The sequence below is a fragment of the Streptomyces sp. NRRL F-525 genome (assembly GCF_000716605.1).
Taxonomy (GTDB): domain Bacteria; phylum Actinomycetota; class Actinomycetes; order Streptomycetales; family Streptomycetaceae; genus Streptomyces.
Genome location: NZ_JNXE01000023.1, coordinates 13,197 through 27,823, shown reverse-complemented (window position 1 = coordinate 27,823; position 14,627 = coordinate 13,197). Strand labels below are relative to the sequence as shown.

Here is a 14,627-nt window from a genome sequence, read left to right as displayed (position 1 = left end):
CGAACACCCAAGGTCCAGGTCACGTGGCATGACCAAGGCATATGCCAAAGGATTCGCGCCGCAGTTCGGAGGCCGTAAGGAGGGCCATAATCTCGCCAACAGCCGCTCCACATCGGCCGTTTGACAGCTATCGTGGAGGGGATTCGCTGTCCGGTATCACGGCCCAAAAAGCGAGCGCAGGGAGAAACACCGTGGCGCTGATGCACGAGCCGACCGCTCCCTACCACTCGGTACAGGACGCACTCCGCATCCTGGAGACAGTCGCCGGGCACTCCACCGGCGTCACGGACACCGAACTCGCCCGCCGCACCGGCCTCGGCGCCGAGCGCCTGACGACACTGCTGCGGACCCTGCGCCGCGAGGGCTACGTCGAGCAGCTCACCGACGGCGCGTACATCACCGGCGAGTCCCTGAGCCGCCTCGGCTCGGCGGCCGGCCGGGAGCAGGCGGTGCGCGAGCAGATCCAGCGGACCCTGGACCGGCTGCGCGACTCCCTGGGCGCGGCGGTCTACGTCAGCCGGTACGTCGACGGCGAGGTCACGATCACCCAGTACGCGGCCGGGCCCACCACCCCGGCGGTCAACGAGTGGGTCGACTTCCGCGTCTCCGCGCACGCGACCGCGCTCGGCAAGAGCCTCCTGGGCCAGCTCGACCACAACGGCCGGCGCGACCACCTCTCCCGGCACAAGATGGCCCGCCTCACCTCGCGCACCATCACCAGCGACCGGCTCCTCCTCTCCCGCCTGGAGACCCAGCCGCCGACCGTTCCCCACCTCGACCTCCAGGAGTACGCGGTGGGCACGGTCTGCGCGGCCGTCCCGATCACCGCCGGCGCCTCGGTCGGCTGCCTGGCCCTCTCCCTCCCGGTCGAACACGCCCACCGCCTGCGCCAGGCGGCGGACACGCTGAACCGCGAGGCGGGCCCGGTACTGCTGTCTCTCGCGATCTAGCACCTGGTTCAGAGCACCCCTCCGGACCAGGTAGTATTTTTCTCGTCGCCCTCCGCGAGACTCAGATCCAGCGGAAGGCGTGAGTCACGCGCCGCTAGCTCAGTTGGTTAGAGCAGCTGACTCTTAATCAGCGGGTCCGGGGTTCGAGTCCCTGGCGGCGCACTGTGTGTGACCTGGGCATCCTTCCTTTCGGGAGGGTGCCTTTGGTCGTTTCCGGGGCCGACTGCGGGGATCTCGCGGAGCCCGGCGGCGGAGATCCCGGTGGCGATGACCACAGCCTGCGACACGATCCGGTGGTTGACCCGGGCCTCGCAGTAGGTGGCGTCCGGGAAGACATACGGGAAGACGGTGTGGTCCAGCGACCGCCCCTTGAACGCGGTCAGGTCGTCGACCGAGCGGGGCGAGACCCCGTGCGTGTATGCCTCCATCACCACGACGGACAACGCCCGGGCGATCCGTCGCCGGCATTCCAGCGGCGAGGGGAAGAACGACCCGCGCCGCACCTTCGGGATCTTCAGTTCCAGGTCGCCGGCCCGCGTGGCCGGCAGCCGCATCAGCTCAGACCGGGACAGGGCCATCACGTGCTTCTCCGGTTGAACTGCCCGTTCACCAGGGAGACTTGCGCGACGACCTGCCCCTGTTCAGGGAGCACGCACTGCCGGCGGATGCACGTCCCGCGCAGACAGCCGGGCGTTCCAGGACCCCGCCCGCCTGCACCCCTTCGCGGGACACGGCAAACCACCAAGCGTGAGGTCACCGTTGAACGAAGAAATGGTCAACTTCGCACTGAAACCGGACAGATGACAGTCGGGATGGATGCGTTGAAGACGATATGACGAGAGAGGACGCGATGCGTAAGCTGCTCCGGCGCGAGTGAGTCTGAAGTGCCCTGAGCGGGCGGTTAGGAGCATGAGGTGTCTGCTGGATCGAATACCTCCGCAGCGAGTCCCTCCGGCAACGACCAGCCGGAGGCGGAGCCTTCCAGCGAACCAGATGTCGCCCCAACGGCGACGCCCAGCACTTCGCCCAACGATAAACCGTGGTGGTTGCAGAATATCGGGCTCCCAGCCCTTCTGATCTTGATCGGGTTAGCCATTCCATCGACATGGGGGTGGATCGGCGATCAGATATCAGACCCACCAGGATTGAAGATCGCTTCGCAGGGGCCCGTTGGCTGTATGCCTCGTTACCTGGAATCCACTCTGGCCGAGCTGAAAAGGGATCCGTCAAAGGCAACTACAGGAGTGCCTGTCTTGACCTCAGGACCCGAGTATGTCGAGGTCCCGATCACACTCCAGGCCAAGACGAGCCAGGCAATCGTCGTCACTGGCATGACTTTGAATGTCACATCGAGCAAAGCAGTCCCGAGCCACGGATCTGTAGTCAAGGCAACCGGATGCGGCGGGGGCATGGAGGAACGCATCTTCGACGCCACCCCTCCTTCAACGCCGTCTTCTGTCCAGCCTCAGATCGTAAGCGGAAAAGCCGACGGGGTCGGATTCCCGTACAAGGTGACGTCCGGCGACCCTGAGCAACTCTCAGTACGGCTGAACCCCGTAGACCGAGATATTCTCTTCACCATCACCATAACTTGGATTTCGGACGGCGAGATCAAAAGAACGACCATTGATGACAATGGAATCGGCTACCACGTCATGGGGTCAGGAAATCTCCCCGTCTTTTCCACCGGGGATCTCTACAACTGACACTATTTTCGCCCCGCCAGATGCTCCAAGACCATGGATCGTGGACGACGGCTTATGAGCTCTGATCGAACCCTTGCTACCACCCTGGCCCGAGCGGTCACCGAGGCCGAGACCGGTGGGCGACCGGTTGTGCATGCAGGGCATCCTGTACGTCCTGCACCAGGGCATCGCCTGACAACTCCTGCCCCTGGAGCTGGGGTTCGGCTCCGGTCGGACCTGCTGGCGCCGTCTGATCTGCGACGGCAGGGGCACCCCGCTCCACGTCATCACGGCCGCGGCCGACATCAACGACATCACGCAGACCCTGCACCTGGTCGACGGCATCCCACAGGTGATCGGATGTCCGGGCCGGCGACCCGAGTCCGTCCTGGGTGACAAGGCATACGACTCGGGGCTCGGCGAACATCAACGGCCTGGGCAGACTCCGCCACGTCGTCGAGCAGACCTCGCCCCGCTCCACCAGTTCAAACGCCTGGCAGTGCGATGGGAACGACGCCTCGAGCTCCACGACGCCTTCGCCTCAGTGGCCGCTCTTGGCGTTATTTGGCCTGAATGGGTTCTTTTAAGTGACTTGCGAAGAAGATTCATTCCGTTCTTGTCGCTGCGTGATCACATCAGCCTCACGGTGTCCCTTCACCCCCAGAACGCAGGAGTAATTCGATGATCAAGACGGTGCTGGCCGGTGCGGCCCTCGCCTCCGTAGCGACGATCGCGGCCGGCGGGGCCGCCTCGGCGACCAACAACGGTGTCGCCGCGGAGAACACGACCGCCACCAACGCGGCCGAGGCCAACCACGCTGCCCGGGTCGCCTACGGCGAGACCGCCAGTGGCTCGGGAACCGCCTCCGACTTCGCCACCCGTAACGGCGACACCGCCATCGGCGGCGACGCCAGCGGCATCCTCAACACCTACGGCGCCCCGCTCGTCAACGTCGACCTGCGCTGCGCCGTGCCGAACGCCCAGGGTGTCGGCGGCAACGTCCTCGGTGGCCCCATGGCCGCCTGCCCGGTCGCCCCGGTGGACCAGTTCGACGGCCCCGAGCGCATCATCTGACCCTCCCGCGGGTCCGGGGTTCAAGTTCCTGGCCGTGCGCAGATGAAGGGCCCCTCGTTCCGACGAGGGGCCCTTCGGCGTCCTCCGGTGTCAGCCTCCGATAAGCCGCCTCCCCCGGCGGCCGCCACCACACCGGATCGGCGCATACGACCCCCTCCCGCCGCAGCCCCGCCCGATGGATCTTGTTCGTCGCGGTCACCGGCATCCGCTCCACCACCCGCACGAACCGGGGTGCCATCTTCGTCCCCAGGTCGGGCTGGGCCAGCAGGAACTCCGCGAAGTCGAGGGGGTCGAAGGTCCCGGCGATCGTGGCCATGACCTGGTCGCCGGTCACCGGGTCCGGTACCGCGTAGACCGCCACGGCGTCGGCGCCCTCGTAACGGGCGAGGATGTTCTCGATCATCGCGGCGGCGAGGTTCTCGCTGTCGACGCGGAGGCGGTCGTCGGTGCGGCCGGCGAAGTAGAGGTAGCCGTCGGGGTCGCGGTAGAAGAGGTCGCCGGTCCAGTACCAGCCCGACCTGCGCCGCTCCGCGTCCGCCTCGGGGTTGCGCCAGTAGCCCTCGAAGGGGTTGGCGCCGCGGTTCACCAACTCCCCTATCGCCTCTTCCCCGTTGAGCAGCCGACCGGCCGAGTCGAAGGCCGCGGGCGGGCACTCGGCCCGCGTCTCCGGATCGAGTACGGCGAGCCTGGGCGCCGCCCGCCCGACCGCCCCGGCCGGTGTCCCCGGCGACCACTGCACCGCCGCCCCGCCCTCCGAGGACCCGTACCCCTCCACCAGCCGCACCCCGAACCGCCGCTCGAACGCCGCCGCGTCCACCGCCCCCGCCTCCGTGCCGAAGCCCATCCGCAGCGGGTTGTCCCGGTCGTCGGCGCGTTCGCCGGTGGCCAGGATGTACTGCACGGCACGGCCGACATACGTGAAGTACGTGGCCCCGTACGCCCGTACGTCCTCCAGGAACCCCGACGCCGAGAACCGCCGCCGCAGCGCCACCCCCGCCCCGGCCGCCAACGCCGGTGCCCAGTCGGCGATCACCGCGTTGCCGTGGAACATCGGCATGCAGATGTAGTGCACGTCGTCCGGGAGGACTCCGAAGCTGTCGACCAGTGAGCGTCCCGCTGCCGCCAACCGGCCCTGCGTGCAGATCGCGGCCTTCGGGGCGCCCGTGGAACCGGAGGTGAAGTAGAGCAGGATGCGGTCGTCGGGGGTGGCTTGCGAGAAGGCGGACGGGTGCGCATCCGCGTAGGGGGCGAGGAGATCGTCGTAGGCCTGAGTGTCCGTCACCAGGACTCGCACACCCGGGAGTTGGAGGTCGGCGAGGAGCGGGAGGTGGGCGTGCTCGGTGACCAGGACCCGGCACTCGGTGTGCAGGATGTCCCGGGCCAGTTCGGGGCCTCGGCGGGTGGGGTTGATGCCGGCGACGGCCGCGCCCGCGAGGGCCGCCGCGCTCAACCAGATTGGATATTCAGGGGTGTTGTCGAGCAGCACGCCGACATGGGGTGCGGCGCCCCGCGGCAACAGGTCGGCCAGCAGTGCCGCTCTGGCCGCCGCGCCGGACGCCATCTCGTGGTGGGTGAGGACCTGTTGCCCGCACCACAGCCCGGGGCGGTGGTCGCCCCACCGTGCCTGCACGAGTTCCGCGACGGTGCGCCTGCTGGACTCCATGGAGGCGCAGGGTAGTTGACGTACCGTCAGATATGGAGACTACGAGCCCATGAAGTCGAACATCTTGTGGGCCACGAGGATGAAGACGACGCAGAAGGCGACGATCACGCCGAAGAACACCAGCGCGCAGCCCGCGCCCGCCGCCAGCTTCCCGCGGGCCGGGGCGTGGGCCGTGGCCTGCTCGGGGTGGTCCGCCGCGTAGTACACGGTGACGATGTCGCCCTCCAGGGTCGTCCCCGGACCGTTCCGCTCCTCGAACCTGACCGCACGGCCCTCGCGCGTCGTGAACTCGTACACGTGGTGCAGCGACGTCGACACCATGGTGTCCCCGCCGCCGCTGGTCGTCGTGTACGTCCGCAGACAGCGGCCCTCGGCCGTGAGCCCGCTGCTCCAGGCACTGCTGACGCGCCGCGAACGGCGGATCACGGCGACCGCGCCGCACAGCACCAGCACGATGATGAGTATGGGTGCGACGTAGAACAGCGCTTCCATGGTGTCCCCCGAGGTCAGATGCCGCTTGGTGGAGGGAACCTACCCCCGGGGGATGCCGGATTGGCTCAAGCGATGCTCAGAATCTCACCATCAGAACGTGACGTCCGAGCAGGAGTAGAACGCGTTGGTCGTGTCCGCGATCGTCCACACCGCGACGATCACGTGGTGGCCGGAGAGGCCGGACGGGAGCGTGCCGGTGTGGGAGATGGTGGACGACGAGGGGCGCTGGCCGTTGTAGGGGACGGTGAGGAACGGGGTGGTGTTGAGGTCCGAGCGGGCCAGGTTGTGGTTCTGGTTCCAACCCGCCTTGGTGACGTAGTACTTGAAGTCCGTCGTCGCGTGGATCGCCGTGAACTGCCAGCGGAACGTGTACGACTGACCACCCGTCACCTTCGTCGTCGGCCAGGCGGCGCCCGACGGGGCCTTCGGTGCGCTGAGTTGGGCGAAGCGGCTGATTCCGCCGTTGCAGATCTGGCCGTCGGCGGGGCCGGCCGCCGGGAAGCCCTTGGGGCCCTCGACGCTCTGCGGCTCGTACTGGATGTCACCGCAGTTCGTCACCGTGCCGTTGGCACAGAGCTTCTGCCTGCTGATGGGGAGGTCGGTGTAGCCGTGGCTGCTCGCGGCCCCGGACGAGAGCACGATGGCCCCGGCCGTGGTGAGCCCGAGCACGCCCGCGTACCACTTGGTCTTTTTGCGCATGCTGCCGCTCCTGGAGAACGTGTGGGGAAGTTCCGTGAGCCGTGCAGGTCTAGACCAAGTCCCAGATTATTGCCCTTACTTGACCCTGTCCATACCGCTCACGGCGCGGCTTCTCCCCGTCCCGAGCAGAACGCGACCGTCAAGTCCTTCACCAGCGCCCGGCGTTCGTAGTCGTCCAGCTCCACCAGGCCCCGCATGGTCAGCCGCGTCACCGTGTCCTCCACGGAGTCGACCACCGACGTGAGCATCGTCGCCCGCTGCTGCGCGTCCAGCGTGGCGATACGGCGGCGGGTCATCGCGGCGGCGACCTCCGGGGCGTACTCCACCCGTACCGGCCGTACCGAGAACACCTCGATGCCGACCGGCGCCGAGTCCGCCGCGACCAGCCGGGTCAGCGCGTCGACGGCCAGGTCGGCGGCGCCCTTCGCGCCCCCGCCCGGCGGTTCCACCGGTACCCGGGCCAGCGCCGCCTCCACGCACTCGCGCAGATACGTCTCGTGGTCCTCGACCCCGAGCGTGGCCCGCGCGGTGTCCCGCACCCGCCACACCACCAGCGTCACGACCCGCAGCGCGACCCCGTTCGCGTCGGCCCCCGGCATCGGCTCACTGCGCCAGTGCCGCAGCCGTACGTCGACCCGGCGGCGCAGCAGCAACGGGTTGACCCACATCAGCCCGGTGCGCCGGACGGTCCCCCGGTACCGCCCGAACAGACCGAGCACCCAGGCCCGTCCGGTACGGCCCCGGGCCAGCCCCCCGAAGCCGAACAGCCCGAGCGCGCCGGCCCCGGCGTACGCCGCCCACTGGGCGGGACCGAGTCCGGCACCGGCGTAGAACGGCAGTCGTAGCGCCTCGGTCGCGAGCGGGGGCAGGACGCCCGCCCACCACGAGGTGGCGAGGCAGCCGGCCAGTCCGCAGGAACCGGCGAGCACGCCCGCCGAGCCGGGCAGCACCCGGGCCGGGCGTTCCACCAGGTCGGGGTCGACCTCCGGTGCCGGGCGCGGCTTGGCCGGGACCGGGCGGCGGAAGCGGGGCTGTTCGCCGGTGCCCTGGCGGCGCGCCACGACGGCCGACTTGAGCGGTACCGAGACCGGGTCGGGGTCGTCGCGGAACAGCAGGTGGACGGGGATCTCGGTGGTCGCCTCGTTCTGGATGAGCCGTGCGGGACGGGTCGGTCCCTCGGGCGGCCCCTCGTTCTCGGGCGTCTGTGAAGTGGTCGTCGTACTCATAGGTGCCTCCAGCCTCCGCGCCAGATGCGTCACAACGGATGGTGATGTGCGTGATTACGAGAAGAGGCGGCGCCAGGTCTCCGGGCCCGGGTAGCCGTCCGCCGCGCCGCCGCGCCAGCCCTGGGCGCGCTGGAAGGCCTCGACGTTGCGCCGGTCCGGCTCGCCCCAGCGCGGTCCCGGGCCCGTCGTGTAGTACTTGCCGAAACCCTTCTTGACCAGCTGCTTTCCCAGCTCGGTGACGTACTTGTTGTTCGCGCCGAGGCGGAAAACGGCCTTGCCCGGGTAGCCGGGGACGCCGTGGGAAGAGGGTGCCGGCGGGCCCGCCGCTCCCACGGCCGCCGTGCCGCCGACGTTCTTGCCCTTGCCGGTGACGAGCAGTTGCCAGGTCTGCGGGCCGGGCAGGCCGTCCGCGTCCGCGCCGGTCCAGCCCTGGGCGAGCTGGAACGCCTGGGTGGCCCGCCGGTCCGCGTCCGACCAGCGCGGGCCGGGACCCGAGGTGTAGTACGAGCCCGCACCCCGGGCGACGAGCATCGTGCCGAGCTGGGTGACGTACTGGTTGTCGGCTCCGGGGCCGAAAGCCGACGCTCCCGGGTACGCCGTGTTCGCCTTGCCCGCGTCCACCGGGGTCACCGGAACCACGGGGGTCACGCCTTCCGTGCCGCCCGTCACGCCCTTGTAGCGGTAGGGCACATAGCTGTCCGAGTGGCTCCAGTACGCGTACGGCGTGGACTGGCGGCGGGCGTGCGAGGGGGTCTCCTCCAGGGCGATGTAGTAGGTGTGCGTGTAGTCGGTCCAGCCGCCGAAAATGACGACGTGCGAGCCTTTCTCGGGGTTCGCGAGATTGTGGAACAGGAGAATGTCGCCGGGCTCCAGTTCGTCCTTGGCAATACGCACGCCGTACTGGTCGAGACTCCCGGTCCATTCGTTCCCCGGCAGCCCCCAGGCCATCGAGACGAACCCCGAGCAGTCCTGCCGGTAACCGTCGGACCAGTACGCGTTCATGCTGTACGGCACCTGCGCCGCGATCCAGGTCTTGGCCCGGTTGATGATCTCCGCGCGGGTGGTCGTGGGCGCCTTGACCGCACCGGCCGGCTTCGCCGGTTTCCCGCTCGGGCCGTGCAGCGGGGCCTTGCTCCCCTGCGGGGTGGCGGGCTCGTCACCCGTGTCACCTGCGGGAACGCCGGGGCGGGCCGGAGCGTGGGGAGCGGCCGCAGCCGGTACGGCATGCCCGGCGGCGAGGGTCGCGGACGCCGCGGCCGCCACGAAGAGGGCCCGCTGGGCGGCGGGGTGGCCGCCGGTGCGGCCGGTCGGGGAATGCGGCCGGCGGCGCCGCCGGTCAGCACATCCGGGGCAGTCGCAATCGCTCGCGGGATCGAATTCCTCGAATACCGGAGTCTCCATGCGACGCCCCTCACACTCCAGGTGAAAATATCCGCGCTCGTGCACATCCGCCAGCTTCTCAACTGTCTTCCGGACTCGCATGTTGACGGTCCGAATGATGTACAGAGGTCGACCGGGACCCGTCCGGGGGTGGTCGGGAGCACCCCCGGGCATCCGGTAGAGTTGTGCAGGTCAACACGCGCGCCGCTAGCTCAGTTGGTTAGAGCAGCTGACTCTTAATCAGCGGGTCCGGGGTTCGAGTCCCTGGCGGCGCACGATGACGATGGCGAGGCACGTTCGCAGAAAACGCGAACATGCCTCGCCATCGTCGTTTTTGCACGGCTTCGCCGCGCGCGGCGGGGGGCCTTTCGCGTGGGCGGAGGCAGCCGCGCGGACGGAACATCCGTGCGGGCGGAACACAGCTCACCCCCCGTTTGGCCGGATACCCTCTGGCCATGACAGCCCGTGACCTGCAGGAGCGGATCAAGAAGCTCATCCTCGACCGTCGGCTGTCCTCCGGGGCCCCGCTGCCGACCGAGCCCGAGCTGATGGTGTTTCTCGGTGCGAGCCGGAACTCGGTGCGCGAGGCGCTCAAGGCGCTGCAGGCGATGGGGATCGTCGAGATCCGGCACGGCTTCGGGACGTACGTCGGCCCGATGTCGCTCGCGCCGATGGTCGAGGGGCTCGCGTTCCGCACGGTCGTCGGGCACTACCGCGGCGAGGACAGCCTGCTGCAGCTGCTCGAACTGCGGGAGGCGGTGGAGTCGGGGCTCGTCGCCCGGCTCGCGGGGCGGCTGCCCGAGCGGGACCTCGTCGAACTCGACGCTCTGGTACGGCAGATGGAGCGGGAGGCCGCCGAGGGGATCGGGCTCGCGGCCACCGACCGCGCCTTCCACGCAACGCTCTACCGGGGTCTGGACAACGCGCTGCTGAGCGAGGTCCTGGAGGCGTTCTGGGACGCCTTCCACCGCGTCCACACCGATCTCGCGGCCGGCCCGCAGGACCCCGGGGTCACCTGCCGCCAGCACCGGGCGATCCTCGACGCGGTCCGGTCCGGGGATGCGAAACGTGCCGAGAACGCCATAAGAGAGCACTTCGACAACGTGCGCACAAGACTGTCCACAACGGCTCCACATGATCCCCACACGCGCCCCAATGAACGCGTATGACCGGTTAACACCGCGTTTCGTGTCTTGCGATCAAGCTGAGCACCGTAGAACCCTGGTTTCGAAGATACTGCCGGTACACGGCAGTTGAGGGGGTACGTACGGAACCGGTCGCGCGGTTTCGCGGGGAGGAGGGGCCCCGCCCTGGAACAGATGTCGGAGGGGGCATCGCGCAACCGGCCGGTCGCGGTCGCACATCTCTGTGAGCGGACTGTGTGGTGACTGCGGCACCACTGACACGCCCGTCGAGGGTCGAGGGGGACGCCGGCGGGCGGCCGAGACAAACAGACACGCGCGTTCTCGCGTGTGGGGGGATGACTCATGACGTCGACGCCGACGGGCGCCCGGCACAACCTCGACCCGTCACAGACACAAACCACCGAGCTCAGAGTCCCGGGACACCGGACCGCCGGTCTCCAGCGGATCAAGAGCACACTTCCGAGATACGACTACGAGCACTACAGCCGCCTGGCGGGACCCCTCACGCAGCCCGAGCCGGGCAAGCCGTACAAGGTCCAGTACCGGTCGCTGCTGTCGCAGGAGACGCACCGCCTGCGCGCCGCCCTCATGCTGGGCGCGGCGCCGCTGCTCTCCCTGATCCTGCTGGGCTGGCTGATGCAGCCCGAGCACTGGACCCAACGCGACTATCCCGCCTACGACTTCCTGCCCGCGCTGGACATCGTGATGCTGGTCGCGATCGGCCTGATCGAGTTCTTCCGCTGCATGAACGTGCTGTCCAACGCGCACGCCACGCTGGTCGCCCGCGACCCGGTCCCGGTGGTGCCGGAGACCGGCACGAGAGTCGCGTTCATCACGACCTTCGTGCCCGGCAAGGAGCCCCTGGAGATGGTCACCAAGACCTTGGAGGCAGCCGTACGGCTGCGCCACCGGGGGCTGTTGCATGTGTGGCTGCTGGACGAGGGCGACGACCCCGAGGTCAAGGCCGTCTGCGGGCGGCTCGGCGTACACCACTTCACCCGCAAGGGAGTCGAGAAGTGGAACCGCCCCAAGGGCGCGCACCGGGCGAAGACCAAGCACGGCAACTACAACGCCTGGCTCGACGCGCACGGCGACGCGTACGACTACTTCGCCTCCGTCGACACCGACCACGTGCCGCTGCCCAACTACCTGGAGCGGATGCTGGGTTTCTTCCGCGACCCGGACGTCGGCTTCGTCATCGGCCCCCAGGTGTACGGCAATTACGAGGGCCCGGTCACCAAGGCGGCCGAGTCGCAGCAGTTCCTCTTCCACGCCCTGATCCAGCGGGCCGGCAACCGCTACGGCTCGCCGATGTTCGTCGGCACGTCAAACGCCGTACGGATCACGGCACTTCGGCAGATCGGCGGCCTGTACGACTCGATCACCGAGGACATGGCGACCGGCTTTGAGATGCACCGGGCGAAGAACCCGGTCACCGGGAAGAAGTGGAAGTCGGTCTACACGCCGGACGTGCTCGCGGTCGGCGAGGGGCCCAGCGCCTGGACGGACTTCTTCACGCAGCAACTCCGGTGGTCCAGAGGGACGTACGAGACGATCCTCAAGCAGTACTGGAAGGGCTTCTTCTCGATGCCTCCGGGGAAGTTCTTCAACTACACGATGATGATCATCTTCTACCCGATGTCGGCCCTCAACTGGATACTGGCGGCGCTGAGTTGCGCCCTGTTCCTGGGGATGGGCGCCTCGGGCGTGAACATCGACCCGACGGTGTGGCTGATGCTCTACGGCAACGCGTCCGCGCTGCAGATCGGGCTCTACATCTGGAACCGGCGGCACAACGTCTCGCCGCACGAGCCGGAGGGGTCGGGCGGGGTCGCGGGCATGGTGATGTCCGCGCTGTCGGCGCCGATATACGCGCGCTCGCTGCTGGACGCCGTGCTGCGCCGCAAGAGCAGGTTCGTGGTCACGCCGAAGGGTGACTCGGCCAGCCCCGACACGCTGTTCGGGACGTTCCGGGTGCACTGGTTCTTCATCCTGATCTTCGCCGGGTCGCTGATCGCGGGGTTCGAGAACGGGCACTCCCATCCGGCGATGATCACCTGGGCGACGTTCGCGCTGCTGATCACCGCGTCGCCGATCCTCGCCTGGCGGTACATGGTGCGGCAGGAGAGGAAGCGGTCGTCCGCTGTCCTCCCGGACGTGGTTCAGGACGCCGTTCCGGCGCCGCGGCCGTCGCCGGTCGCTCAGGCCCCGCATTCCCCTCAGCAGAAGCCCAGTTGGGCGGCTTCCGGCGGCACGGGAGAGCAGACCATGCAGATCGCGCTCGGTGGGGCGGGGGGTCGTAAGGAATGAAGGAAGCCGGCCGGCGCCGTGCCCGTCGACTCGCGATCAGCACGGTGGTCGTACTCGCCCTGGCCGGGATGAACGGGCCCTGGCTGTACAGATTCGGGACCGAGAGATACCACCAGTACGTCATCAACAAGCCCGAGTACAAGGCCGACAACGGGCATTGGGACATCATCCAGTTCCCCAAGGAGTACCGGCAGGACACCATTCACGCGGTGCTGCTGCACACCGGGAAGGTGCTGCTCGTCGCGGGCTCGGGGAACAACCAGGACAACTTCAACGCGAAGAAGTTCGAATCGCGGATATGGGACCCGGTGAAGGGGACGATCAAGAAGGTCCCGACTCCCGCTGATCTGTTCTGCACGGGGCACACCCAACTCGCCAACGGGAACATCCTCATCGCGGGCGGCACCAAGAAGTACGAGAAGCTGAAGGGGGACGTCAAGAAGGCGGGTGGCGTCATGATTCTCTACAACGAGAATCCCGACAAGCCGATGACGCTGCCTCAGGGGACGAGGTTCACGGGCAAGGCGAACGGCAAGTCGTTCGTGTCCACGGATTCGGCGCTGATTCCGCGTGCGACCAAGGTGTTCGACAAGAACACCGGCAAGTTCCTGCGGAACAACCCCGGTTACGCCCGGGTCGTCGTCGAGGCACCGAAGGAAGGCACCAAGTACGAGACCGGGGCCCAGGACAACTACCGGATCCAGGGGTTGACCGGCGCCGACGAGCGCAACACGTACGGCATCGGGAACAAGTTCGGGCTGGACAAGCGGGACTTCGAGGGGATCAAGAACGCGTACGAGTTCGATCCGGTCGCCGAGAAGTACATCAAGGTCGATCCGATGAACGAGGCTCGATGGTATCCGACGTTGACGACCTTGAGCGATGGGAAAGTGCTCAGTGTCTCCGGGCTCGATGACATCGGGCAGTTGGTGCCGGGGAAGAACGAGGTCTTTGATCCGGCGACGAAGAAGTGGACGTACACGAAGACCAAGCGGCAGTTTCCTACGTATCCTGCGCTGTTCCTGATGGAGAACGGGAAGTTGTTCTACTCGGGATCCAATGCGGGGTACGGGCCGGACAACGTGGGGCGGGATCCGGGGATTTGGGACGTCGACACCAACGCGTTCACCAAGGTGCCGGGGCTCAGTGATCCGAACATGTTGGAGACCTCGGCGACTGTGTTGTTGGCGCCGGCTCAGGACGAGAAGTACATGGTCATCGGGGGTGGGGGTGTTGGGGAGTCGAAGTTGTCCACCAACAAGACCCGGCTCGTCGATCTGAAGGCTGCCGATCCCAAGTTCGTGGACGGGCCCTCGTTGGAGAAGGGGACCCGGTATCCGCAGACCTCGATCCTGCCTGATGACACCGTTTTGGTTTCGGGTGGGTCCGAGGATTATCGGGGGCGTGGTGAGTCCGACATCCTTCAGGCTCGGCTGTATCACCCGGATACGAATACGTTCGAGGAGGTCGCCGATCCGCTGGTCGGGCGGGACTATCACTCCGGGTCGATTCTGCTGCCGGACGGGCGGGTGATGTTCTTCGGGTCCAATCCGTTGTATGCGGACAAGGCGGATACGAAGCCGGGGGTTTTTGAGCAGCGGATCGAGATCTATACGCCGCCGTATCTTTACCGGGATTCTCGGCCGGATCTTTCTGGGGGGCCGGGGGTTATTGCTCGGGGGGCTTCGGGGACGTTCACCTCGGCGCATGCTTCTTCGATCAAGAAGGTGCGGTTGATTCGGCCCAGTGCGTCTACGCATGTGACGGATGTTGATCAGCGGTCTATTGCCCTGGACTTCAAGACTGCTGGGGACAAGGTCACGGTGACTGTGCCTAAGGATCGGAACTTGGTGCAGTCGGGGTGGTACATGCTGTTTGTGGATGATGATCAGGGGACGCCGAGTAAGGCAGTGTGGGTGAAGGTGCCCTAGGGGTTGTGTTTTGGGTGCGGGGGCGTGGGGGCTGGTCGCGCCCACGCGGCGGAGCCGCAAATCGATACAGCC

At 67.6% G+C, this 14,627-nt stretch carries 11 protein-coding genes, 2 tRNA genes and 2 pseudogenes; 9 read left to right on the top strand and 6 right to left on the bottom strand.

Annotated elements, in window-relative coordinates; genetic code table 11:
• Positions 1 to 191: 191 nt before the first annotated feature.
• Together OO69_RS29120 and OO69_RS29115 are read left to right on the top strand one after the other, a co-directional pair.
• Positions 192 to 950, top strand: coding sequence for an IclR family transcriptional regulator (locus tag OO69_RS29120; protein WP_033283796.1), 759 nt, complete (start codon positions 192 to 194; stop codon positions 948 to 950).
• A gap of 88 nt (positions 951 to 1,038) precedes the next feature.
• A tRNA-Lys gene (locus tag OO69_RS29115) sits at positions 1,039 to 1,112 on the top strand.
• A gap of 41 nt (positions 1,113 to 1,153) precedes the next feature.
• Here OO69_RS29115 and OO69_RS50470 read toward each other — a convergent pair.
• Positions 1,154 to 1,492, bottom strand: a pseudogene (locus OO69_RS50470) (transposase); the annotation flags it as partial.
• A 711-nt stretch (positions 1,493 to 2,203) separates the two neighbouring features.
• Here OO69_RS50470 and OO69_RS52045 point away from each other — a divergent pair.
• The 3 genes and pseudogenes from OO69_RS52045 (at position 2,204) to OO69_RS29100 (ending at position 3,709) form a co-directional block, all read left to right on the top strand.
• Positions 2,204 to 2,656 (top strand): hypothetical protein, encoded by a 453-nt coding sequence (locus tag OO69_RS52045; protein ID WP_158713435.1) that lies wholly within the window; start codon positions 2,204 to 2,206, stop codon positions 2,654 to 2,656.
• A gap of 61 nt (positions 2,657 to 2,717) precedes the next feature.
• A pseudogene (locus OO69_RS51455) lies at positions 2,718 to 3,203 on the top strand (transposase); the annotation flags it as partial.
• 113 nt (positions 3,204 to 3,316) lie between these two features.
• On the top strand, positions 3,317 to 3,709 hold the full coding sequence (locus OO69_RS29100; RefSeq protein ID WP_033283793.1) for a hypothetical protein: 393 nt from the start codon (positions 3,317 to 3,319) through the stop codon (positions 3,707 to 3,709).
• Here the strand turns inward: OO69_RS29100 and OO69_RS29095 are convergent.
• The 5 genes from OO69_RS29095 to OO69_RS29075 all read right to left on the bottom strand — a co-directional run bounded on the left by OO69_RS29095 (position 3,702) and on the right by OO69_RS29075 (position 9,190).
• Positions 3,702 to 5,372, bottom strand: coding sequence for a long-chain-fatty-acid--CoA ligase (locus tag OO69_RS29095; protein ID WP_033283792.1), 1,671 nt, complete (start codon positions 5,370 to 5,372; stop codon positions 3,702 to 3,704). The genes OO69_RS29100 and OO69_RS29095 overlap by 8 nt on opposite strands.
• 39 nt (positions 5,373 to 5,411) lie before the next feature.
• Positions 5,412 to 5,864, bottom strand: a complete 453-nt coding sequence (locus OO69_RS29090) for a DUF3592 domain-containing protein (RefSeq protein WP_033283791.1) — start codon at positions 5,862 to 5,864, stop codon at positions 5,412 to 5,414.
• A 90-nt stretch (positions 5,865 to 5,954) separates the two neighbouring features.
• A complete protein-coding gene (locus OO69_RS29085) occupies positions 5,955 to 6,563 on the bottom strand; it encodes a lytic polysaccharide monooxygenase auxiliary activity family 9 protein (RefSeq protein ID WP_033283790.1) in 609 nt (202 codons plus the stop codon).
• Positions 6,564 to 6,661: 98 nt separating this feature from the next.
• On the bottom strand, positions 6,662 to 7,789 hold the full coding sequence (locus OO69_RS29080) for an SPFH domain-containing protein (protein WP_033283789.1): 1,128 nt from the start codon (positions 7,787 to 7,789) through the stop codon (positions 6,662 to 6,664).
• A 54-nt stretch (positions 7,790 to 7,843) separates the two neighbouring features.
• Entirely contained in the window at positions 7,844 to 9,190 is a 1,347-nt protein-coding gene (locus OO69_RS29075; protein ID WP_033283788.1) for a peptidoglycan-binding protein, read from the bottom strand.
• Between the two features lie 180 nt (positions 9,191 to 9,370).
• Between OO69_RS29075 and OO69_RS29070 the strand changes: the two genes are divergently transcribed.
• The 4 genes from OO69_RS29070 (at position 9,371) to OO69_RS29055 (ending at position 14,555) form a co-directional block, all read left to right on the top strand.
• A tRNA-Lys gene (locus OO69_RS29070) sits at positions 9,371 to 9,444 on the top strand.
• A 180-nt stretch (positions 9,445 to 9,624) separates the two neighbouring features.
• Positions 9,625 to 10,338: a FadR/GntR family transcriptional regulator gene (locus tag OO69_RS29065; protein ID WP_033283787.1), complete on the top strand. Its 714-nt coding sequence runs from the start codon at positions 9,625 to 9,627 to the stop codon at positions 10,336 to 10,338.
• A gap of 318 nt (positions 10,339 to 10,656) precedes the next feature.
• Positions 10,657 to 12,624, top strand: coding sequence for a glycosyltransferase family 2 protein (locus OO69_RS29060; protein WP_033283786.1), 1,968 nt, complete (start codon positions 10,657 to 10,659; stop codon positions 12,622 to 12,624).
• On the top strand, positions 12,621 to 14,555 hold the full coding sequence (locus OO69_RS29055; protein WP_033283785.1) for a kelch motif-containing protein: 1,935 nt from the start codon (positions 12,621 to 12,623) through the stop codon (positions 14,553 to 14,555). The genes OO69_RS29060 and OO69_RS29055 overlap by 4 nt, the downstream gene beginning before the upstream one ends.
• Positions 14,556 to 14,627: the final 72 nt, after the last annotated feature.